We start from the raw sequence: 20,356 nt of genomic DNA, 5'->3' as shown, positions 1-20,356 counted from the left end.
CGGCCCCCGCGCGCCGGTTCTGCGCGTCGTCGCGCACCGACGTCACGGGCGTGCACCACACCTCCTGGTGTGCCGCACGCCACAGTGCCCTCGTCCGCTTACCGTACACCGCCTCCACCGGGCTCTCACCCCTGTCTCATGTTCGCGCGGGACAATCCCTGCATGAGCACCCCGACGCGTCGCCGCAGGTCACCGTCCCGCACGCTCGCGCTCGGCGCGGCCCTCGCCGCCGTCGTCGCGCTCGCGGGCTGCGCCGAGGACGGCTCGGTGAGCGTGCCGGAGTTCACCCTCACGGGCGACCAGGTCCAGCAGTTCCTCCACGACGCGCGCTCCCAGGCCGAGACGATCGGGGACGACGTGCGGTCCCTCGCCGACGAGATCGGCTCGCTGTCCGAGGACGCGCGCCCCCGCGCCGAGGAGGCCGTCGCGGCGGCGCAGGACGCGGCCGAGGAGGCGCGTGCGGCCGCCGACGACGCCGCGACGGCGACCGAGGACACCCGCGCCGAGGCGCAGCAGCGCCTCGCGGACGCGGAGGCCGCCCTCGACGACGCGTCGGACCGCCTCGGCGAGGTCGCGGACTCGCTCACCGGCGCCGACGCCGCGGTCCGCGACGCGCTCGAGCGGCTGCGCACCCGCGTCGACGAGCTGCGCGCCGAGCTCGACGGTTCCACCGGCTCCTGACCGCCACCGCACCGGGGACCTAGGTCCCCGCGGGCGGCGACCTTCGCCCGACGTCCACCCTTCCTCCACAGGAGTTTGCTTGGTCTCAAGAAGCCCGGCCGCACCGGCCGGGTCGATGAGAGGGGACAGTGATGAAGGGGACGATCGAGCGGAACGCCAACGCGCCGCTCCCCACGGTCGAGGGCACCGAGCCGGAGACCGTCAACCTCGCGGAGCGTGCCACGCGGCCCACGCAGGTGGTGCTCGGGGTCCTGCGCATCCTGATCGGGTTCTACTTCCTCTGGGCCTTCCTCGACAAGACGTTCGGGCTCGGGTTCGCGACCCCCGCGGAGCGGGCCTGGGTCAACGGAGGAAGCCCGACCACCGGGTTCCTGTCGAACCTCGAGGGCACGTTCTCGGGCGTCTTCGCGAACCTCGCCGGCAACGCGTTCGTCGACGTGCTGTTCATGGTCGGCCTGCTCGGCATCGGGCTCGCGCTGATCCTCGGCATCGGCATGCGGGTCGCGGCGGTCAGCGCGACCGCCCTGCTCCTGCTGATGTACCTCGCGGAGCTGCCGCTCGTGACCAACCCGATCATCGACGACCACATCACGATGGCGCTGACGATCATCGCCCTCACCCTCCTCGGTGCGGGCAGCGTCCTCGGCCTGGGCAAGACCTGGCAGCGGCTCCCGCTGGTCCAGCACAACGCCTGGCTGGTCTGACCGCAGGACCGCCCGCCGTGTGCGGCGGGCCCACCGGAGCGACCGGTACCGCGCGACGATTCTGAGGCCGTCGCAGCAGGGAGTCGCTCCCCGGGGGAAGAGGGACGTGCGGGCGGTGGGGAGACCACCCGCACGTCCCGCCCTCTGCGCCCGGCAGGGCGACCACGGCTCGACGGAGCCGGTCGCCCGCCGGGCGCCCTTCTGCGTGGAGGGCGCGCAGGACGAGCGGCTTCCGCTCAGCCGAAGCGCGCCAGGAGCTCCGCCGCCTGCGGGTCGCCCTGCGCGGCGGCGTCGTGCCACAGCGTCATCGCCTCGGCGACGCGCCCGGCCCGCAGGCGCAGGACGCCGAGGCTCGTGCGCGCCGTCGGCTCGCCCGCGAGCGCGGCCTGCTCGAGCAGGTCCTCGGCGTCGAGACCGCGCCCGGCGCGCACGTAGACGTCCGCGAGCGCGGCCGCGACGCGGACCTCGCCGGCGCTCGCCCAGCCCTCCAGGAGCGCCACGGCGTCCTCGGTCGTGAGCGCACCGCTGCGCACGAGCTCGACGGCGGACTCCCAGCTCTGCCCGGACGACGCGGCGAGGACGTCGTCGGCGGCGTCCTGCTCGCCGAGCTCGGCGAGGACCTGCGCGAGCCGCACGGGGGCGCCCTCGACGTCCTGGGCCTGCTCGAACCACCGGCGCGCGGCGTGCAGGTCGCCGCGCTCGCTCGCGACCTGCGCGGCCATGAACGCCCCCAGCGCGTCGCCCGCGAGGCCGGCGAGCTCGAAGCACCGGAACGCCTCGGCGGAGTCGCCCGCCTCGTGGTGCGCGACGCCCAGCCGGTACACCGCGCCGGGCACGCCGTGCTCGACGGCCGACTCGTAGAACGGGACGGCGGCGGCGGGGCTGCCGAGGGCGCACAGGTCGTCGGCGATGGCGACGAGCTCGGTCGGGTCGTCGGGGTGCAGGTGCCCGACGGCGGCGCGCAGGTCGGCGAGCGCGGTCGCGGCAGCGGCCGGGCCGGGCGCCCCGGGGTCGCTCTCGTGCGGCGCGGGGCCGGCGTCGGGCGGGCTGCTCCAGGCCGGTCCGGCCCCGGTGGTGGGTTCCGTGCTGCGGTCGGTGGTCGGCATGCGGCACCGCGTCCCTTCGGCCCCTGCGTCGACGGCCCGGGGTCCGGGCGCCGGGCCGGCGGTGCGGTGTGCCGACCGACGGCAGGACGGCGACGGACGTCCCGAGATGTGGACGCACGATAGCGCACGGGGTGTCGTCCACGTCACACCCGGTGGTGCCCGGCTGCCGCGGGACGCCCCGGGTCTGGGAGACTGCAGCGGTGAGCGGAACGACCGACCTGCCGAGCGCTGCCGGGCAGCGTGTGCTGGACGCCGTCGTGGCGGTGACGAGCGACCTCGACCTCCCGCTGGTCCTGCGGCGCATCGTCGAGGCGGCGATGGAGCTCACGGGCGCGCGGTACGGCGCGCTGGGCGTGCTGGACGCGTCGGGGCGCGAGCGCCTCGCGCAGTTCATCCCCCTGGGCCTGTCGGACGACGAGGTCGCCGCGATCGACCACTGGCCGCACGGCGAGGGTCTCCTCGGCGAGCTCATCGACCACCCGGCGCCGATCCGCGTCCCGGAGATCGCGGACGACGTGCGCTCGGCGGGCTTCCCCGACGGCCACCCGCCGATGCACACGTTCCTCGGCGTCCCGGTGCGGGTGCGCGAGACGGTGTTCGGCAACCTGTACCTCACCGACAAGCAGGGCCCGGGCGGCGCGCGCGAGGAGTTCTCCGCGGAGGACGAGGCGGCGGTCGTGGCGCTCGCGGCCGCGGCGGGCGTCGCGATCGAGAACGCGCGGCTCTACGGGCGCGCGAAGCAGGTCGGCGTCCTGGAGGACCGCGACCGGATCGCCCGCGACCTGCACGACGTCGTCATCCAACGCCTGTTCGCGTCCGCCATGACGCTCATGAGCGTGCAGCCGCTCGTCACGGACCCGAACGCCCGGACCCGGATCGAGGAGACCGTCTCGGACCTCGACGAGACGATCCGGCAGATCCGCTCGACGATCTTCGCGCTGCACACCGCGACCGACCCGGACGCGCCGTCGATCGAGGACCGGTTCCGCGCGCAGGCGGAGGCGGCGACGACGGTCCTCGGGTTCGCGCCGGAGGTGAGCGTCGAGGTCTCGTCGGAGGGCTCGGGCGCGGGCGTGTCCGACGGCGGCCCGAGCCTGCCCGCGGAGGTCGCGGACCAGCTCGTCGTGGTGCTCGGCGAGTCCCTGACGAACGTGGCCCGGCACGCGCAGGCGAGCACCGTCGTCGTGCACCTGGCCGTCACGGCGCACGAGGCGCGCCTGACGGTCACGGACGACGGCGTGGGGATCCAGCCCGGCGGGCGCCGTTCGGGCCTGCGGAACATGCAGGCGCGCGCCGCGGCGCTGGGCGGGTCGAGCACGGCGACCGCGCTCCCGGAGGGCGGTACGCGCCTGGAGTGGTGGGTCCCGCTCGTCTGACGCGACGCCGCGCCGTCAGCGGACGATGCGGCGCCCCGTGACGATGCGCGGCACGACCTTGATCACGCGGTCGCGCACGCCCGGCACGAACGTCTCGAGGGGCAGCGCGAGCAGCCGCTCCCGCTCGACCGGGTCGGTCACCTCGAACGTGCGGCCCACGAGCACGACGGACCATCCCGAGCGCGCGTCGGCGTCGAACTGGTCGACCTCGAACGCGACGACCGCCCGGCTCGCGGCGACCGCGAGCTTCGACCCCTCGGCGGTGCGGAACACGACGTCCGGGCCGTCGAGCACGAAGTTCACGGGCTGGATCGCCGGCAGCGCGTGGTCGGTGTAGACGATGCGGCCCACCGGCACGGTCGCGACGAGCGCGTAGCTCTCCTCGGGCGTGAGCTCGGCGAGCCCCGCCGACGCGCGCGGGCGCTCGACCGTCGCTGCCGCCGCGCCCCCCGCCGGTGCCCCGGTGCCGGCCCGCTCGACTGTGTCCATGCCGCCATCGTCGCGCCGCGGTGTCAGATCCGGGAGTGCCGAAGGTCCCGACGCCGCGTGGCCGCCCGGTCCGCCGTCGTCGGCCCCGGGTCCGTGCGACGGCGTGCCCTCGGACCCCGACGCCCGGTCGCCCCGCGCGCCGTCAGGCGCGTCGCGGCTCGCCACCGTGCCGCCGGTCCCCCACCGGCCCGTTCGCCCCGGCAGCGCCGGCCGTGCCCTGGCGCGACGCCTCCTCCTGGCGCAGCTCGGTCGCGAGCACCGCGACCTGGGTGCGGCGCTGGAGCCCGAGCGTCGCGAGGACGTGCGACACGTAGTTCTTGACGGTCTTCTCCGCGAGGTAGAGGCGCTTGCCGATCTCGCGGTTGGTCAGGCCCTCGCCGATGAGCGCGACGATCTGGCGCTCCTGCTGGGACAGGCCCTCGAGCCGGTCCGGCGTCTCGTCCGCGGCGTGGCGCAGACGCTCGAGCACGCGCGCGGTGCTGGCCGGGTCGAGCAGCGAACCGCCCGCGGCGACCGTGCGCACGGCGCCGACGAGGTCGGACCCGTGGATCTGCTTGAGCACGTACCCCGAAGCGCCCGCGAGCACGGCCTGGAACAGCGCCTCGTCGTCGGCGAACGACGTGAGCATGAGGCAGCCGACCTCGGGCAGCTCGGAGCGCACCTCGCGGCACACCTCGACGCCCGAGCCGTCGGGCAGGCGCACGTCGAGGATCGCGACGTCGGGTCGCGTCGCCTTGATGCGCGCGAGGGCGGACGCGGCGGTGCCGGCCTCGCCGACGACGGTGATGTCGCCGGCCGCCTCGAGCAGCGCGGCGACGCCGCGGCGGACCACCTCGTGGTCGTCGAGCAGGAACACGCGGATCGGGTGGGGAGAGCCCATGCCCTCAACGTAGCCCGTCGCCGCGCGTTCCTCGCGCGCGGGAGGGCGTCGCGCCGCAGGTGGGGACCTTCGTCCCACGACCTGGAGCCGTGGGTCCCCACGACCGGGGGCCGACGCTCGGTGCGGGCCGCGCAGGCGGGGGCGTATCCAGGAGGAGTACGGGCGGCGGTGTCTCCCGCCGCGGAGGGCACGAGGGACCGAGGTGGTCACGGTGAGCGACTCGACGAGGCAGGTCGTGCTGGTCGGCGTGGACGGCAGCACGACGAGCGGCAAGGCCCTGGACTGGGCCGTGAAGGAGGCGGCGCGACGCGACGCGGACCTGCGCGTGCTGCACGTCGCCTACGTGCCCGTGATCGCGACGCCGTTCGTCGGCGGCGCGTACTACCCGACGGTCGAGGAGCTCGGCGAGATCGCCGGGCCCATCCTCTCGGCGGCCGCCGAGCGCGCCGCGCACGTGGACCCGTCCGTGCCCGTGCGGACCGCGCTGCGGTCCGGGCCGCCCGCGGAGGCGCTGCTCGACGAGGCGAAGGACGCCGACCTCGTCGTGGTGGGCTCGCGCGGGCTGGGGTCCGTGGGCTCGATGTTCTTCGGCTCGGTCGGGGCGCGTCTGGCCGCGCGCTCGCCGGTGCCGGTCGTCGTCGTGCCGCCGGTCGCGGACGCCGGCGAGCGGACGACGGACGTCGTGGTCGGCGTCGACGGGTCCGTGCACGGCGACGCGGCGCTGCGGTTCGCGCTCGACGAGGCCGCCCGCACGGGTGGTCGCGTCGTCGCGGTGTGCGCGTGGCGCCTGCCCGTGGGGCCCCTGTGGGAGGAGAACCCCGCGTTCTACACGGCGGTCGAGCGCGACGCGCGGGCCGAGGCGTCGCGCACCGTCGAGGCGGCGCTCGCGCGCGTGCGGTCCGCCGAGCACGCCGACGTCCTCGTCGAGACGTTCGTCGTCGACCGCGAGCCGTCCGTCGCGATCCGCGAGGCGGCCGCGGGGGCGGCGCTGACCGTCGTCGGCTCGCGCGGCCGGGGCGAGCTGCGCGGGATGCTGCTGGGCTCGGTGAGCCAGCAGGTGCTGCACCACGCGACGCACGCCGTCGCCGTCGTGCACGCCGGCAAGCCCTGAGGCCGCTCAGGCCCAGGGGTCGGTGATCTCGCGCAGGCGCGCGAGCTGGCGTCGCAGCGACGCCATCCCGCGCGCCCCGAGGTGCGCGGTCCACTCGGCCTCGACGCGCGCGACCTCCGCGGCCGCGATGCGCGAGGCCTCCTCGCCGCGCGCGGTGACGCGCACGAGCCGGGCGCGGCCGTCGGCCGGGTCGGGGACGCGCTCGACGTAGCCCGCGGCCTCGAGCTGGTCCACGAGGAACCCGGCCGTCTGCTTGGTGATCTCGGCCGCCTCGGCGAGCTCGGTGAGCCGTGTGCCGTGCGGCCCGACGCGCTGGAACACGCGGAGCTGGGCGGGCGTCGCGTCGTCGAACCCGGCCTCGCGGACCGCCGCGTACACGCGCAGCTCGAGCGCGCGGTAGGGGATGAACAGGAGCAGCCCGGTGTTGAGCTCGTCCTGCTCGCTCACGCGCGTCGCCTCCCGGGGCCGTCAGGGGTTGTCATGGTCAGATGGACTGACTAAACTCGTCAGATCATCGTATCAGTTCTGGAGGCGCTCCCATGAGTGCACCCGACTACTGGATGACCCAGGACGAGGTGTGGGCGGCCGTCGCCCGTGCCCGGGCCACCTTCGTCGACCTCGTCGCCGGGCTCGACCCGGCCGCCTGGGAACGCCCGAGCCTGTGCGCCGGGTGGCGCGTCCACGACGTCGCGGCGCACCTCACCCTCGCCCCCACCGCCACCTACGGTGCGCTCGTGCGCGGCCTCGTGCGGGGTCGCGGGAGCTTCGACCGGACGATGGACCTCCTCACGCGCGAGGCGGGGACGCGCCCGCGCGAGGACGTCGTCGCGGCGCTGCGCGCGACCGTCACCTCGCGCCACCTCGCGCCCGGCACGGTGCCGCGCGTCGCGCTCGTCGACGCGCTCGTCCACACCCAGGACGTGGCCGTCGCGCTCGGCGTCCCCGTCCACGCCCCGCCCGTCGCGGCACGCGAGGCGGCCGAGCGCGTGTGGGCCGTGTCCTTCCCGTTCCGCGCACGGCGCCGCCTCGCCGGGTTCCGCCTCGTCGCCGACGACGTGCCCTGGCACCGCGGCGACGGCCAGCAGGTCACGGGCTCCATGACCGCCCTGCTCCTGCTGCTCACCGGGCGACCCGCGGCCCTCGCCCACCTCGACGGGGACGGCGCGCACGTCCTCGCCCGCTCGCTCGCGCCGCACGACCGGGAGGAGCTCCCATGAGCACGCTCGCCCAGGTCCTCGCCGTCACGGCCGGCGTCCTGCACGTCGGCGTCGGGGTCGTCGAGGCCTTCTTCTTCCAGCGCCCGTGGGCCCAGCAGTTCCTGCTGCGCAAGCGCTCGTCGCCGCGCGAGGTGGACCTGTGGGCGTTCAACGTCGCGTTCTACAACGTCTTCCTCGGGCTGGGCACGGTCCTCGGCGTCGTGCTCGTCGCGCGAGGCCTCGTGGACGAGGGCCGCACCCTCGTGCTCTACACCGCGGGGTTCATGACGCTCGGCGGGATCGTCCTGTGGATCTCCGACCACCGGCTCTGGACCGGGACGCTCGGCCAGTCCGGGTTCGGGCTCGCGACCCTCCTCGCGACCCTCGCGTCCTGACCCTTCCCGCCGCCCGGGCCGTTGCTACGGTCGGGACGTGAGCAGCGCCGCGCAGCCCCTGCCCCACGACCCGTCCTGGCCGCGGGCCGGCGACTGGCCCGCGCCCGGCCCGGACGGCGTCGACCTCGCCGTCCTCGGCGTCCCGGCCTGGCGCACGTCGCTGTCCCCCACCGGCGCGCGCGCGACGCCCGCGGCCGTGCGCGACGCGCTGCGCCGGTTCAGCCCCGCCCTCGTCCCGGACCGCGCCCTGCCCGACGCCGGCCCCTCCGCCCGCGTGCGACCCGCCGTCGCTCCCGGTCCCGGTGCACCCGGCCCCGGTGCACCTGGTCCCGTTGCGCCTGCTCCCGCTGCGCCCGGTCCCGCCGCGCCTGCGGGTGCGGGCCGTCGGTGCGGAGCGCCGTCGGGTCGTGAGGGGCCGGTCGACCTGGACCGGCTCAGGTTCGCCGACCTCGGCGACGTCGAGGAACCGGACGGCGAGGAGGGCGAGGGGCGGACGCGCGCGGCGGTCCGCGCGGCGCTGGACCGGGCACGGCTGCTCGTCGCGCTCGGCGGAGACAACTCCGTGACCGTCGCGACCGCGCTCGGCGCGTGGGGCGACGACCTCGCGACCGCGGGTCTCGTCACGCTCGACGCCCACCACGACCTGCGCGACGGCGTCTCGAACGGGTCGCCCGTGCGTCGGCTCGTCGAGGCCGGGCTCGACCCGCGGCGGGTCGTACAGGTCGGCATCGCGGACTTCGCGAACTCCGCCGAGTACGCGCGGCGCGCGCTCGACCTCGGGATCACGGTCGTGCACGTCGACGAGCTGCGCCGCCGCGGCCCCGAGGACGTGATGCGCGCGGCGCTGGAGGTCGCGGGCGCGGGGGGCGGCCCGGTGCACCTCGACGTCGACGTGGACGTGTGCGACCGCTCCGTCGCGCCCGGATGCCCCGCGAGCGTGCCGGGCGGGATCGCCGCGTGGGAGCTGCGCGCGCTCGTGCGCGCCGCGGCTCGCGACGGCCGCCTGCGCTCCGCGGACGTCGTCGAGGTCGACGCGACCGCCGACGCCCCCGACGGGCGCACGGTCCGCCTCGCCGCGCTCTGCGTCCTCGAGCTCGCGGCGGGCCTCGCCCTCCGCGCGTAGCCCTCCGCCGAACATGCGGTCCTGGAGAGTCAGGCGCCCGGGACGGGCCAGAACCGCATGCTCGGCGGGTCGGGGGTGTCTCAGGGGACGCGGACGCCGTCCTGCCAGACCGCCGCGACGAGCGGGACGCCCGGCCGGTAGGCGAGGTGGGTGCGGCTCGGGGCGTCGAGCAGCACGACGTCGGCCCGGGCGCCGGGAGCGAGGTGCCCGACGTCGTCCCGCCGCAGCGCGAGCGCGCCGCCCGCGGTCGCGGCCCAGACCGCCTCGGCGACGGTCATCCGCATCTCGCGGACCGCGAGCGCGACGCACAGCGGCATCGACGACGTGTAGCTCGACCCGGGGTTGCAGTCGCTCGCGAGCGCGACGACGGCCCCCGCGTCGAGCAGGCGGCGCGCGTCGGGGTACGGCTGGCGCGTGGAGAACTCGACCCCGGGCAGCAGGGTCGCGACGGTGCCCGTCGTCCCGTCCGGGCGCGTGCCGTCCGGACGCGTCCGGTCCGGCCGCGTCCCGCCGCGCGACGTCGCGCCAGGCGACGTGCCTCCTGTCGCCGGCCCGGCGTCGGTCCACGAGCCCGCGAGCGCCGCGACGTCGTCGTCGGTGAGGTAGGTGCAGTGGTCGACCGCGGCGGCGCCGAGCTCGACCGCGAGCCGCACGCCCTCCCCCGGCCCGAGCTGGCCGGCGTGCACGCGGACGCCGAGCCCGGCGGCGGCCCCGGCCTCGAGGACGCGGCGGGACTGCTCGGGCGTGAACGCGCCCGTCTCGCAGAACACGTCGACCCACCGGGAGTGCGGCGCGCACGCCGCGAGCATGTCGCCGCAGACGAGGTCGACGTACTCGTCCGCGCGCCCCGCGTACTCGGCGGGCACGACGTGCGCCCCGAGGAACGTCACCTCGGGCGTCACCTCGCGCGCGAGCCGCACGGACCGCTCCTCGACCGCGACGGTCAGCCCGTACCCGCTCTTCACCTCGACGGTGGTCGTGCCCTGCCGCGCCGCCTCGTCGAGGTGTCGCGCGAGCCCGGCCCGCAGGACGTCGTCGGACGCGGCGCGCGTCGCGGCGACGGTGGAGCGGATGCCGCCCGCCTCGTACGGGCGGCCGGCCATGCGCGCCTCGAACTCGGCGGCGCGGTCGCCCGCGAACACGAGGTGGGTGTGCGCGTCCACGAACCCGGGCACGACGGCACGCCCCTCCGCCTCGACGACGCGGTCGGGCGCGCGACCGAGCACCTCCTCCACGCCGGCCGCGCACGCGCGCTCCGGGCCGGCCCAGGCGACCCGACCGCCGTCGAGCAGCAGCGCGGCGTCGCGCACGACGCCCGTCGGGTCGTCCACGGGGTCGACGCCGACCGCCTCGGGGGCGTTGGTCGTCAGCTCGCCGATCCCCAGGACCAGCGTGGCCGGGTGCACGCCGCCCGGGTGCTCCACCTCGCGCACGTCACACCTCCTGGACCGCGACGGCGTCGCTCTCCAGCGCGGGCACGCGCAGCCCGCCCCGCGCGGCGGCCGCGACGGCGTCGTCGTACCCGGCGTCGACGTGGCGCAGCACACCGAGGCCGGGGTCGTTCGAGAGCACGCGCGCGAGCTTGGCCGCGGCGAGGGGCGTGCCGTCCGCGACGGACACCTGGCCCGCGTGGATCGAGCGGCCCATGCCGACGCCGCCGCCGTGGTGGATCGAGACCCACGTCGCGCCCGACGACGCGGCCGTGAGCGCGTTGAGCAGCGGCCAGTCCGCGATCGCGTCGGAGCCGTCGGCCATCGCCTCCGTCTCGCGGTACGGGGACGCGACCGACCCGGCGTCGAGGTGGTCGCGGCCGATGACGACCGGCGCGCGCACCGCGCCCGACGCCACGAGGTCGTTGAACGCGAGGCCCGCGTGGTCGCGCTCGCCGTGCCCGAGCCAGCAGATGCGCGCGGGCAGACCCTGGAACGCGACCCGCTCCTGGGCGGCGCGGATCCAGCGGTGGAGGTGGTCGTCGTCGAACAGGTCGAGCACGGCGGCGTCGGTCGCGGCGATGTCGCGCGGGTCGCCGGACAGCGCGGCCCACCGGAACGGCCCCTTGCCCTGCGCGAACAGGGGCCGGATGTACGCGGGCACGAACCCCGGGAAGGCGAACGCCCGGTCGTACCCGCCACGGCGCGCCTCGTCGCGGATCGAGTTGCCGTAGTCGAACACCTCGGCACCCGCGTCGAGGAACCCGACCATGCCCTCGACGTGCCGGGCCATGGACTCGCGCGCGCGGTCGGTGAACTCGTCGGGCTTCGCCGCGGCGTAGTCCGCCCACTCGTCGACCGACACCCCGACCGGCAGGTACGACAGCGGGTCGTGCGCCGACGTCTGGTCCGTGACGACGTCGACCTCGACCCCGCGCCGCAGGAGCTCGGGGACCACGACCGCGCTGTTCCCCTCGACGCCCACCGACAGCGCCCGGCGCTCGCGCCGGGCGTCCTCGACGTGCCGGACCGCGGCGTCGAGGTCGTCGGCGACCACGTCGAGGTACCGCTCGCGCACGCGCCGGTCGAGGCGCGACCGGTCGACGTCGACGACGAGGCACGCGCCCCCGTTGAGCGTCACCGCGAGCGGCTGCGCGCCGCCCATGCCGCCGCACCCGCCGGTGAGGGTCAGCGTCCCGGCGAGCGTCCCGCCGAACCGCTGGGCGGCGACCGCGGCGAGCGTCTCGTACGTGCCCTGGAGGATGCCCTGCGCGCCGATGTAGATCCACGACCCGGCCGTCATCTGCCCGTACATCGTCAGGCCCATCGCCTCGAGCCGGCGGAACTCGGGCCACGTCGCCCAGTCCCCCACGAGGTTGCTGTTCGCGAGCAGCACGCGCGGCGCCCACTCGTGCGTCCGCAGCACCCCGACCGGCTTGCCCGACTGCACGAGGAGCGTCTCGTCGTCCGCGAGCGTCGTGAGCGTGCGGATGATCGCGTGGTAGCTCGGCCAGTCGCGCGCCGCCCGGCCCGTGCCGCCGTAGACGACGAGGTCGTCGGGTCGCTCCGCGACCTCGGGGTCGAGGTTGTTCATGAGCATCCGCAGCGGCGCCTCGGTCTGCCAGGACCGCGCGGTGAGGGTCGTGCCGCGCGGCGCACGGACGGGGACGGGCGTGCCGAGGCGGTGGGTCGGCTCGTGGGTCATGGTCGGCTCGCTCCTTCGGGGACGGCTCAAGGGGGTCAGGCCAGGTGCCCGACGGCGGCGCTCGCCGCCGCGGTCACGGCACCCGTCGTGACGAGGTGGGTCACGGCCTCGATCTCGGGCGCGAGGTGGCGGTCCGGTCCGGGGCCCGCGGCGGCCGTGCTCACGAGGTCGCGCACGGCGCCCGTCCCCCGCGCCGGGTGCAGGGGCCCGCCGTCGCAGCGCAGGTCGAGGGCGCGCGTCGCCGTGAGGAGCTCGATCGCGAGGACGCGGCCCAGCCCGTCGACCGCGCGGCGGAGCTTCCGTGCTCCCGCCCAGCCCATGGACACGTGGTCCTCCTGCATCGCCGACGACGGGATCGAGTCGACGCTCGCCGGGGCCGCGATCCGCTTGAGCTCCGAGACGATCCCCGCCGCCGTGTACTGCGCGATCATCAGCCCGGAGTCGACGCCCGGGTCGTCCGCGAGGAACGGCGGCAGGCCCTCGTTGCGGGCCTTGTCGAGGAACCGGTCCGTGCGGCGCTCGCTCATGCTCGCGACGTCGGCCGCGGCGATCGCGAGGAAGTCGAGCACGTACGCGACCGGGGCGCCGTGGAAGTTGCCGTTCGACTCGACGCGCCCGTCCACCGTGACGACCGGGTTGTCGATCGCCGACGCGAGCTCGCGCCCCGCGACGGTGGCCGCGTGGTCGAGCGTGTCGCGCGCGGCACCGTGCACCTGCGGTGCGCACCGCAGCGAGTACGCGTCCTGCACCCGGGTGCACTCGGGGCGACCCTCGGCGTCGAGCGTGCGATGGCTCGCGACGACGGGCGAGCCGTCGAGCAGCGCGCGCAGGTTCGCGGCCGACGCCGCCTGCCCGGGGTGCGGCCGCATCGCGACGAGGTCTTCGGCGAACGGCGCGTCCGAGCCGAGCAGCGCCTCGACGCTCGCCGCCGCCGCGACGTCGGCCGTCGTGAGCAGGGACCGCAGGTCGTGCAGCGCGAGGCACAGCATGCCGAGCATGCCGTCCGTGCCGTTGATGAGCGCGAGGCCCTCCTTCTCGCGCAGCGCGAGCGGCGCGATCCCGGCCGTGGCGAGCGCGTCAGCGGCGGGCACGAGGGCCCCCGTCGCGTCGCGGACCTCGCCCTCGCCGAGCGCCGCGAGCGCCACGTGCGCGAGCGGCGCGAGGTCGCCCGAGCAGCCGAGCGACCCGAACTCGCGCACCACGGGTGTGATCCCGGCGTCGAGCATCGCCGCGTACGTCTGCGCGACGACGGGGCGCGCCCCGGTCCGCCCGGTCGCCAGGGTCGCGAGCCGCAGGAGCTGCAGCGCGCGCACGACCTCCCGCTCGACCTCCGGCCCCGACCCCGCCGCGTGCGACCGCACGAGGCTGAGCTGCAGCTGCGCGCGCCGCTCGACGGGGATGTGCCGCCGCGCGAGCGCACCGAACCCGGTGGAGACGCCGTAGTGCGGGCGGTCGTCGTCCGCGAGGCCCTCGACGACGGCCCGGCTCGCCGCCATCGACTCGACCGCCGCGTCCGCGAGCCGGACGCGTGCGCCGTGCCGCGCGACGTCGACGACGTCGTCGATCGTCAGCGGGCCGTCACCCACGACGACGACGCGCGCGGCGCGGGCCGGGTCGGGGGCGAGGGTCGTCGTCGTGCCGGGGACGGCCGAGGAGTGCGTCGTCGCTGCCATGCCCTCAGGACACACCGCGCCCTGCCGCACCGGGAGCCCGAGGCGCGAGGTTCAGTCTGGGATCCCAGACACACCCCGGCGCCGAGCATGCGGTTGTGGCGCGTCAGCCCTCCAGGACGCGCCACAACCGCATGGTCGGCGTCGGGTCAGGCGCCGACGTACGCCGCGAGGTGCTCGCCCGTGAGCGTGGACCGCGCGGCCACGAGGTCGGCCGGCGTGCCCTCGAAGACGACGCGACCGCCGTCGTGCCCGGCACCGGGGCCGAGGTCGACGATCCAGTCGGCGTGCGCCATGACGGCCTGGTGGTGCTCGATGACGATCACGGACTTGCCCGAGTCCACGATCCGGTCGAGCAGGCCGAGGAGGTTGCGCACGTCGGCGAGGTGCAGGCCCGTCGTCGGCTCGTCGAGCACGATGACGCCGCCCTTCTCGCCGAGGTGCGTCGCGAGCTTGAGGCGCTGGCGCTCGCCGCCCGAGAGCGTCGTGAGGGGCTGGCCGAGGCTCACGTACCCGAGGCCCACGTCGTCGAGCCGCTCGAGGATCGCCTTCGCCGCCGGGACCTTCGCGTCGCCGGACGAGAAGAACTCGCGGGCCTTCGCGACCGGGAGGTCGAGCACGTCGGCGATGCTCAGGCCGCCGAGCGTGTAGTCGAGCACCGCGGGCTGGAACCGGCGCCCGCCGCAGTCCTCGCACGGCGTGGACACCGTCTCCATGAAGCCGAGCTCGGTGTAGATGACGCCCGCGCCCTTGCACTCGGGGCACGCGCCCTCGGAGTTGGCGCTGAACAGCGCGGGCTTGACCCCGTTCGCCTTCGCGAAGGCCTTGCGGACCGGCTCCAGGAGGCCCGTGTACGTGGCGGGGTTGGAGCGGCGCGACCCCTTGACCGCGCTCTGGTCGATCGTCACGACGCCCTCGCGCGGCGAGATCGAGCCCTCGACGAGCGAGCTCTTGCCGGAGCCGGCGACGCCCGTGACGACGACGAGCACGCCGAGCGGGACGTCGACGTCCACGTCCTGCAGGTTGTGCGCGTCCGCGCCGCGGATCTCCAGCGCGCCGGTCGCGGTGCGCACGTCGTCCTTGACGGACACGCGGTCGTCGAGGTGGCGGCCCGTGACGGTGTCGCTCGCGCGCAGGCCCTCGACCGTGCCCTCGAACATGACGCGCCCGCCGTCCGTGCCCGCGCCGGGGCCGAGGTCGACGACGTGGTCGGCGACCCGGATCGTCTCCGGCTTGTGCTCGACGACGAGCACCGTGTTGCCCTTGTCGCGCAGCTGGAGCAGGAGGCGGTTCATGCGGTCGATGTCGTGCGGGTGCAGCCCGACCGTCGGCTCGTCGAACACGTACGTGACGTCGGTGAGCGACGACCCGAGGTGGCGCAGCATCTTGATCCGCTGCGACTCGCCCCCGGACAGCGTGCCGGACGGCCGGTCGAGGCTGAGGTACCCGAGCCCGAGCTCGACGAACGACGCGAGGTTGTCGCCGAGCGCCGTGACGACGGGGGCCATGTTCGGGTCGTCGAGCTCGCGGATCCACGCCGCGAGGTCGGTGATCTGCATGGCGCACAGGTCGGCGATGTTGACGCCGCGGATCTTCGACGACCGCGCCGACTCCGACAGCCGCGTGCCGCCGCAGTCGGGGCACGGCGCGAACGTGGCCACGCGCTCGACGAACGCGCGCACGTGCGGCTGGAGCGAGTCGACGTCCTTGGAGAACATCGCCTTCTGGAGCTTGGGGATGAGGCCCTCGTAGGTGAGGTTCATGCCCGCCGCCTTGATCTTCGTCGGCTCCTTGTAGAGGAAGTCCTGCCGCTGCTGCTCGGTGAACTCGCGGATCGGGCGGTCGCCCGGGAAGAACCCGGACTCGACGAAACCGCGCACCATCCAGCCGTCGGCCGTGTACCCCGGGACCTTGATCGCGCCGTCGAGGAGCGACTTCGAGTCGTCGAAGATCTCCGTGAGGTCGAGGTCGGAGACGGACCCGCGGCCCTCGCACCGCGGGCACATGCCGCCGTGGTAGATCGCGTTGCGCACGATCGTCTTCTCGCCCGTGGCCGACGTCATGATGCCGCTCGCCTTGCGCGCGGGGACGTTGAACGAGAACGCGGTGGGCGGGCCGACCTGCGGATCGCCGAACCGGCTGAACAGCACGCGCAGGATCGCGTTCGCGTCCGTCACCGTGCCGACCGTCGAGCGCGGGTTGGCGCCGAGGCGCTCCTGGTCCACGACGATCGCCGTCGTCAGGCCCTCGAGCACGTCGACGTCCGGGCGGTCGAGCGTCGGCATGAAGCCCTGGAGGAACGCCGGGTACGTCTCGTTGATGAGGCGCTGCGACTCCGCCGCGACCGTGTCGAACACGAGCGAGCTCTTGCCCGAGCCCGAGACCCCCGTGAACACCGTGAGGCGCCGCTTGGGGATCTCGACGCTCACGTCCTGCAGGTTGTTCGACCGGGCCCCCTGGACCCGGATGACGTCGTGACCGTCCGCGTCCCTCGGCACCGAGGTCTGCGGGTCCGTCGTCGTTGCCGTGCTCATCTCGTGTCTCCTCGTCGTCGAGCTCGTCGCGCGGCCACCGCCGGGCCGCCGTCACCACGGACCGCCCGACCCTCGGCACCCCGGTGAAGAGTCTGCCCGAGAGCCGGTCGGTCCGGCGCAGGGTTCGTGCTGGGCCCGCGCGACCGACCTGGTCACAGGACCGGTCGCGCGGGCGGAACTCATCGCGGCGCGAGCCGCACGAGCGGGTACTGCCGGTCGGCCTTGGCCTGGTACCTCGCGATGCGCGGTTGCGCCGTCGCGACGCGCTGCCACGCGCGCTCCCGGTCCGCGCCGTCGAGCACCCGGGCCGTCACGGGGACCGGCGCGCGGCCGGGCAGCTCGACCGCGACGTCGTCGGGGTGCGCCGTGAGGTTGGCGTGCCAGTCCGGGTTGCGGCTGCCACCCCCGGACGCGACCACGAGGACGGCGTCGCCGTCGTCCGGGAGCCACATGAGCGGCGTCTCGCGCGGCACGCCGCTGCGGCGGCCGACCGTGTGCAGCACGAGGACGTCCATCCCCAGGAACGTGGCCTTGCCGCCGCGGACCTTGCGCACGAGCCGCTCGTTCGAGCGGCGTTGCATCCAGCGCGAGAACCGTCCTGGTGTGCCCGGGACCCGTGCCGTGCCGTCCGTCGTCCGTCGTCCGGTGCTCATCGTCGTGCTCCTCCTGCGTCGGTCCGAAAGTGCCTGCGCGGCCGCGCCCGTCGCGACCCGCCCGTCCGCGCCGTCGTGCCTCGCCCGGGTGGCCGGGGACGACGGCGTCCCTCACCGCTCGTCGAGCACCTCGCCGTCGAGCGCCTCGTGCTCGGTCGTGAGGCCGAGGGTGGCGCCCACGAGCGGGACGTCCCGCGCCGCCTGCGCCGCGACCTGCATCGCGTCGGCCGACTCCCAGCGCCAGATGTCGAGGTACGACCCGTCCTCGAGCCGGACGAGCGTCGCCGCGGAGAACGCGGGGTGCGCCGCGCGCAGCCCCTGGATCAGCGTGCTGCGCTGCTCGAGCATCTGGGCCAGCCGGCCCGTCTCCACCGTGTACCGGTGCGTCCTGACGACGGCCATGGTCGTCTCCTCCCGATCCCGCCCGGCGCCTCTCGCCGGGCACTTCCAGGCTCGTGCCGGGCGGCCGCGCGAACAACGGCCGATCCCGTAACGGTGGTTGCGCCCGGGGTTAACGACCGCGACGATCGTCGGGTGGAGCTGCGCGACATCGAGATCTTCCTGACGCTCGCCGAGGAGCTGCACTTCGGGCGCACCGCGGAGCGCCTGCACGTGTCCGCGCCGCGCGTGAGCCAGGCGATCGCGAAGCAGGAGCGCCGGATCGGCGCTCCCCTGTTCGAGCGCACGAGCCGCCGCGTGACCCTCACGCCGCTCGGCGAGCAGCTGCGCGCGGACCTCGAGGCCGGGTACCGCCGGATCCTCGACGGCGTCGAGTCCGCGACGAACGCCGCACGCGGCGCGCGCGAGACCCTGACGTTCGGCGTCATGGGGCCGATGTGGCAGGAGATCGCGCCCGTCACCGCGCTGTTCCGCCGGCGCAACCCCGACGTCGACCTGCGCATGCGCGAGGTCCGGCTCGACGAGCCGTTCCGCCTCCTGCGCGACGGCGAGGTCGACGTCGCGCTCCTGTGGCTGCCCGTCGAGGAGAAGGACCTCGCCGTCGGGCCGGTGACGTTCGCGGAGCCGATCGTGCTCGCCGTGGGCCGCACGCACCCGCTCGCGACGCGCTCGTCCGTGCCCGTCGCCGAGCTCGCGGAGCACACCGTGCTCCCGTCGGGCCTGCCCGTGCCCGACTACTGGGAGGACGCCGTGAGCCCCGTGCCGCGCAGCGACGCCGACCGCGGCGGCGCGACGCCGACGCGCGAGGAGGTGCTGTGGCGCGTCATGTCCGGCGACGGCGTCGCGTTCGCGTGCGCGCAGGGCATCCGGTACCTCGAGCGCTCCGACGTCGCGTACGTGCCGATCGACGAGGCTCCCGTCCTGCGCTGGGGCCTCGTGCGCCGCACCGGGCCGATCCCGCCGCTCGTCGCGGAGTTCTCGCAGATCGCCGCGGAGCTCGGGCCGCTCACGCTCGCGCTCGACCTCGAGCCGGCCGGGTCGACCGGCCGGCCCTGAGCCGCGCGCGTCAGGCGCGCTGCTGGATGCGGATCTCGTTGCCCGCGGGGTCGCGGAACGCGCAGTCCCGCACGCCGTACGGCTGGTCGACCGGCTCCTGCACCACCTCGGCGCCCGCGGCCTCGATCCGGGCGAACGTCTCGTCGACGTCCGGCGTCGCGAGGTTGACGCCGAAGTAGGCACCCTTGGCGACGATCTCCAGGAGCGCGCGCTTGTCGTCGTCGGTCAGACCCGGCGTCGCGGCCGGCGGGTGGAGCACGATCGACGTGTCCGGCTGGTCGGCCGGGCCGACGGTGATCCACCGCATCCCCTCGTAGCCGACGTCGTTGCGGATCTCGAAGCCGAGCACGTCGCGGTAGAACGCGAGCGACGCGTCGGGGTCCGTCTGGGGCAGGAAGCTGGAGTTGATGGTGAGTTCCATGCCCTCGACGCTAGGACCGGCGCGAGGCCCGCGCTTCTCGATTCCTGACCGGTCGCGTCACGCGGCGCGCGACGCACGCCGGCATGCCGTCCAGCCGCTCGGCGGGGGCCTCCGCGCGGGTGGTGGCCGCCGTCCCGGGCGCGACCCGCGCGCCGCCCGGCACGACGCCGTCGTCCGCGGCCTCGGCCGCCCGCCGCCGGTACACGCTCGGGGGCGTCCCCACGAGCTCGGTGAAGCGCGTGCTGAACGTCCCGAGCGACGAGAACCCCACCGCGAAGCACACGTCCGTGACGCTCAGGTCGCCGCGCCGCAGGAGCGCCTTCGCGCGCTCGATCCGCCGCGTCATGAGGTACGCGTAGACCGTCTCGCCGTACGCGGCGCGGAACTCGCGGCTCAGGTGGCCGGCGGACACGTGCACGCCGGCCGCGAGCGCCGCCACGTCGAGCGGCTGCGCGTACTCGCGGTCGATCCGGTCCCGGACGCGCCGCAGCCGCGCGAGGTCGCGCAGGCGCTGGTCGTCGGGGAGGGTGGCCACGCCTCGATCGTGCCACGGCCCTACCGTGGTCCTCATGCCGAGCGACGTCCCCGCCGCGCGCCAGGCCGTGCGGGTCCTGGCGTACCTCGCCGCGCAGGCCGGCCCCTCGCCCGCGGCGGCCGTCGCGCAGGGCCTCGGGCTCCCCCGCTCGACCGTCTACCACCTGCTGTCCGTGCTCGTGGACGAGGGGTTCGTGACCCACCTCCCGGAGGAGCACCGGTACGGGCTCGGGACGGCCTCGCTCGCCCTCGGGTCCGCGTACGCGCGGCAGGCGCCGCTCGCCCGGCTCGCGCGGCCCGTCGTCGCGCGCCTCGTCGAGACGACGGGCGAGAGCGCGCACCTCGCCGTCCTCAACGGTCGCGAGGTGCTCTACCTCGTCGAGCAGCGCGCGCCGCGCCGCCCCACGCTCGTGACCGACGTCGACGTCCGGCTCCCCGCGCACCTCACCGCGAGCGGGCGTGCGGTCCTCGCGGGTCTGCCCGCCGCGCAGGTCCGCGCGCTCTTCCCGAGCGCCGCCGCGTTCGCCGACCGCACGGGCGTCGGGCCGCAGTCGCTGAGCGCGCTGCGCGACGTCCTGCGCGGCGTGCGCCGGCGCGGCTGGGCCGAGGAGGACGGCGAGGTGACGCCGGGCCTCGCGTCGGTCGCGCAGGCCGCCGTCGACCACACCGGCCTGCCCGTCGCGGGCATCGCCCTCACCTTCTGGTCCGACGACGCCCCGCCGGCCCGGCGCGCCGAGCTCGCCGCCGCCGTCGGGCACGCCGCCGCAGAGGTGAGCCGCCGGCTCGGCGTACGTCGGCCGCAGTAGCGCCGCCGAGCATGCGGTCGTGGCTCGTCCGGTCGTCGCGACGCGCCACAACCGCATGGTCGGCTCGTGGGATGCGGGGATCGGGGG

Annotated in this window: 21 protein-coding genes; 9 read left to right on the top strand and 12 right to left on the bottom strand. The window is 75.7% G+C overall.

Annotated features, from left to right (window positions below; genetic code table 11):
• Positions 1-162: 162 nt before the first annotated feature.
• The gene (locus GJV82_RS07870; protein WP_155098838.1) at positions 163-681 is read left to right on the top strand and encodes a hypothetical protein; all 519 of its coding nucleotides are present in this window, start codon (positions 163-165) and stop codon (positions 679-681) included.
• A gap of 131 nt (positions 682-812) precedes the next feature.
• Positions 813-1,385: a hypothetical protein gene (locus tag GJV82_RS07865; protein ID WP_024841334.1), complete on the top strand. Its 573-nt coding sequence runs from the start codon at positions 813-815 to the stop codon at positions 1,383-1,385.
• A 236-nt stretch (positions 1,386-1,621) separates the two neighbouring features.
• On the opposite strand, the gene GJV82_RS07860 is transcribed toward GJV82_RS07865, so the two are convergent.
• Entirely contained in the window at positions 1,622-2,491 is an 870-nt protein-coding gene (locus GJV82_RS07860) for a tetratricopeptide repeat protein (protein WP_155098837.1), read from the bottom strand.
• A 200-nt stretch (positions 2,492-2,691) separates the two neighbouring features.
• On the opposite strand from GJV82_RS07860, the gene GJV82_RS07855 reads away from it, so the two are divergent.
• Positions 2,692-3,867 carry a GAF domain-containing sensor histidine kinase gene (locus GJV82_RS07855; RefSeq protein WP_318657410.1) on the top strand — a complete coding sequence of 392 codons (1,176 nt, stop codon included), beginning with the start codon at positions 2,692-2,694 and terminating at the stop codon, positions 3,865-3,867.
• A gap of 15 nt (positions 3,868-3,882) precedes the next feature.
• Here the strand turns inward: GJV82_RS07855 and GJV82_RS07850 are convergent, their stop codons facing one another.
• Complete coding sequence (locus tag GJV82_RS07850; protein WP_024841337.1) at positions 3,883-4,356, bottom strand: pyridoxamine 5'-phosphate oxidase family protein; 474 nt, start codon at positions 4,354-4,356, stop codon at positions 3,883-3,885.
• Between the two features lie 142 nt (positions 4,357-4,498).
• Positions 4,499-5,236 carry a response regulator gene (locus GJV82_RS07845; protein ID WP_024841338.1) on the bottom strand — a complete coding sequence of 246 codons (738 nt, stop codon included), beginning with the start codon at positions 5,234-5,236 and terminating at the stop codon, positions 4,499-4,501.
• A 211-nt stretch (positions 5,237-5,447) separates the two neighbouring features.
• Here GJV82_RS07845 and GJV82_RS07840 point away from each other — a divergent pair, with 211 nt between their 5' ends.
• Positions 5,448-6,347 carry a universal stress protein gene (locus GJV82_RS07840; protein ID WP_143314308.1) on the top strand — a complete coding sequence of 300 codons (900 nt, stop codon included), beginning with the start codon at positions 5,448-5,450 and terminating at the stop codon, positions 6,345-6,347.
• A 6-nt stretch (positions 6,348-6,353) separates the two neighbouring features.
• Here the strand turns inward: GJV82_RS07840 and GJV82_RS07835 are convergent, their stop codons facing one another.
• On the bottom strand, positions 6,354-6,794 hold the full coding sequence (locus GJV82_RS07835) for a MarR family winged helix-turn-helix transcriptional regulator (RefSeq protein WP_024841340.1): 441 nt from the start codon (positions 6,792-6,794) through the stop codon (positions 6,354-6,356).
• Positions 6,795-6,886: 92 nt separating this feature from the next.
• Between GJV82_RS07835 and GJV82_RS07830 the strand changes: the two genes are divergently transcribed.
• The 3 genes from GJV82_RS07830 to GJV82_RS07820 are packed head-to-tail and all read left to right on the top strand — an operon-like array spanning position 6,887 to position 9,061.
• Positions 6,887-7,564 (top strand): maleylpyruvate isomerase family mycothiol-dependent enzyme, encoded by a 678-nt coding sequence (locus GJV82_RS07830; protein WP_225873194.1) that lies wholly within the window; start codon positions 6,887-6,889, stop codon positions 7,562-7,564.
• Positions 7,561-7,938 carry a DUF1304 family protein gene (locus tag GJV82_RS07825; RefSeq protein WP_024841342.1) on the top strand — a complete coding sequence of 126 codons (378 nt, stop codon included), beginning with the start codon at positions 7,561-7,563 and terminating at the stop codon, positions 7,936-7,938. Before GJV82_RS07830 ends, GJV82_RS07825 begins: the two co-directional genes overlap by 4 nt.
• Positions 7,939-7,975: 37 nt before the next feature.
• On the top strand, positions 7,976-9,061 hold the full coding sequence (locus GJV82_RS07820; RefSeq protein ID WP_404812944.1) for an arginase family protein: 1,086 nt from the start codon (positions 7,976-7,978) through the stop codon (positions 9,059-9,061).
• Positions 9,062-9,141: 80 nt separating this feature from the next.
• On the opposite strand, the gene GJV82_RS07815 is transcribed toward GJV82_RS07820, so the two are convergent.
• The 6 genes from GJV82_RS07815 to GJV82_RS07790 form a co-directional block, all read right to left on the bottom strand.
• On the bottom strand, positions 9,142-10,494 hold the full coding sequence (locus GJV82_RS07815) for an amidohydrolase family protein (RefSeq protein WP_318657409.1): 1,353 nt from the start codon (positions 10,492-10,494) through the stop codon (positions 9,142-9,144).
• Position 10,495: 1 nt separating this feature from the next.
• Complete coding sequence (hutU, locus tag GJV82_RS07810; RefSeq protein ID WP_155098836.1) at positions 10,496-12,196, bottom strand: urocanate hydratase; 1,701 nt, start codon at positions 12,194-12,196, stop codon at positions 10,496-10,498.
• A gap of 35 nt (positions 12,197-12,231) precedes the next feature.
• Entirely contained in the window at positions 12,232-13,869 is a 1,638-nt protein-coding gene (gene hutH / locus GJV82_RS07805; protein ID WP_155098835.1) for a histidine ammonia-lyase, read from the bottom strand.
• Positions 13,870-14,015: 146 nt separating this feature from the next.
• A complete protein-coding gene (locus GJV82_RS07800; protein ID WP_155098834.1) occupies positions 14,016-16,400 on the bottom strand; it encodes an ATP-binding cassette domain-containing protein in 2,385 nt (794 codons plus the stop codon).
• 179 nt (positions 16,401-16,579) lie between these two features.
• Positions 16,580-17,053 carry a nitroreductase family deazaflavin-dependent oxidoreductase gene (locus GJV82_RS07795; RefSeq protein ID WP_115941409.1) on the bottom strand — a complete coding sequence of 158 codons (474 nt, stop codon included), beginning with the start codon at positions 17,051-17,053 and terminating at the stop codon, positions 16,580-16,582.
• 111 nt (positions 17,054-17,164) lie between these two features.
• Positions 17,165-17,455, bottom strand: coding sequence for a hypothetical protein (locus GJV82_RS07790; protein ID WP_115941410.1), 291 nt, complete (start codon positions 17,453-17,455; stop codon positions 17,165-17,167).
• Between the two features lie 132 nt (positions 17,456-17,587).
• On the opposite strand from GJV82_RS07790, the gene GJV82_RS07785 reads away from it, so the two are divergent.
• The gene (locus GJV82_RS07785) at positions 17,588-18,508 is read left to right on the top strand and encodes a LysR family transcriptional regulator (protein ID WP_162290542.1); all 921 of its coding nucleotides are present in this window, start codon (positions 17,588-17,590) and stop codon (positions 18,506-18,508) included.
• 10 nt (positions 18,509-18,518) lie between these two features.
• On the opposite strand, the gene GJV82_RS07780 is transcribed toward GJV82_RS07785, so the two are convergent.
• Together GJV82_RS07780 and GJV82_RS07775 are read right to left on the bottom strand one after the other, a co-directional pair.
• Positions 18,519-18,929, bottom strand: a complete 411-nt coding sequence (locus tag GJV82_RS07780) for a VOC family protein (RefSeq protein ID WP_024841351.1) — start codon at positions 18,927-18,929, stop codon at positions 18,519-18,521.
• 10 nt (positions 18,930-18,939) lie between these two features.
• Positions 18,940-19,500 carry a helix-turn-helix transcriptional regulator gene (locus tag GJV82_RS07775; RefSeq protein WP_051471793.1) on the bottom strand — a complete coding sequence of 187 codons (561 nt, stop codon included), beginning with the start codon at positions 19,498-19,500 and terminating at the stop codon, positions 18,940-18,942.
• Here GJV82_RS07775 and GJV82_RS07770 point away from each other — a divergent pair.
• The gene (locus GJV82_RS07770; protein ID WP_034604818.1) at positions 19,499-20,269 is read left to right on the top strand and encodes an IclR family transcriptional regulator; all 771 of its coding nucleotides are present in this window, start codon (positions 19,499-19,501) and stop codon (positions 20,267-20,269) included. The two genes, GJV82_RS07775 and GJV82_RS07770, sit on opposite strands and share 2 nt — an antisense overlap.
• Positions 20,270-20,356: the final 87 nt, after the last annotated feature.

Origin of the sequence: Cellulosimicrobium composti (assembly GCF_009711085.1) — a bacterium.
GTDB lineage: Bacteria > Actinomycetota > Actinomycetes > Actinomycetales > Cellulomonadaceae > Cellulosimicrobium > Cellulosimicrobium composti.
Note: the sequence above shows the minus strand (reverse complement) of the source record. Positions and strands in the feature narration are given on the sequence as shown.

Excerpts from the sequence above, each read along its gene's own strand:
- GJV82_RS07870 (WP_155098838.1), top strand. The coding sequence starts at position 163 with ATGAGCACCCCGACGCGTCGCCGCAGGTCACCGTCCCGCACGCTCGCG.
- GJV82_RS07865 (WP_024841334.1), top strand. The coding sequence starts at position 813 with ATGAAGGGGACGATCGAGCGGAACGCCAACGCGCCGCTCCCCACGGTC.
- GJV82_RS07860 (WP_155098837.1), bottom strand. The coding sequence starts at position 2,491 with ATGCCGACCACCGACCGCAGCACGGAACCCACCACCGGGGCCGGACCG.
- GJV82_RS07850 (WP_024841337.1), bottom strand. The coding sequence starts at position 4,356 with ATGGACACAGTCGAGCGGGCCGGCACCGGGGCACCGGCGGGGGGCGCG.
- GJV82_RS07845 (WP_024841338.1), bottom strand. The coding sequence starts at position 5,236 with ATGGGCTCTCCCCACCCGATCCGCGTGTTCCTGCTCGACGACCACGAG.
- GJV82_RS07830 (WP_225873194.1), top strand. The coding sequence starts at position 6,887 with ATGAGTGCACCCGACTACTGGATGACCCAGGACGAGGTGTGGGCGGCC.
- GJV82_RS07825 (WP_024841342.1), top strand. The coding sequence starts at position 7,561 with ATGAGCACGCTCGCCCAGGTCCTCGCCGTCACGGCCGGCGTCCTGCAC.
- hutU (WP_155098836.1), bottom strand. The coding sequence starts at position 12,196 with ATGACCCACGAGCCGACCCACCGCCTCGGCACGCCCGTCCCCGTCCGT.
- hutH (WP_155098835.1), bottom strand. The coding sequence starts at position 13,869 with ATGGCAGCGACGACGCACTCCTCGGCCGTCCCCGGCACGACGACGACC.
- GJV82_RS07800 (WP_155098834.1), bottom strand. The coding sequence starts at position 16,400 with ATGAGCACGGCAACGACGACGGACCCGCAGACCTCGGTGCCGAGGGAC.
- GJV82_RS07795 (WP_115941409.1), bottom strand. The coding sequence starts at position 17,053 with ATGAGCACCGGACGACGGACGACGGACGGCACGGCACGGGTCCCGGGC.
- GJV82_RS07790 (WP_115941410.1), bottom strand. The coding sequence starts at position 17,455 with ATGGCCGTCGTCAGGACGCACCGGTACACGGTGGAGACGGGCCGGCTG.
- GJV82_RS07780 (WP_024841351.1), bottom strand. The coding sequence starts at position 18,929 with ATGGAACTCACCATCAACTCCAGCTTCCTGCCCCAGACGGACCCCGAC.
- GJV82_RS07770 (WP_034604818.1), top strand. The coding sequence starts at position 19,499 with ATGCCGAGCGACGTCCCCGCCGCGCGCCAGGCCGTGCGGGTCCTGGCG.
- GJV82_RS07775 (WP_051471793.1), bottom strand. The coding sequence starts at position 19,500 with ATGAGGACCACGGTAGGGCCGTGGCACGATCGAGGCGTGGCCACCCTC.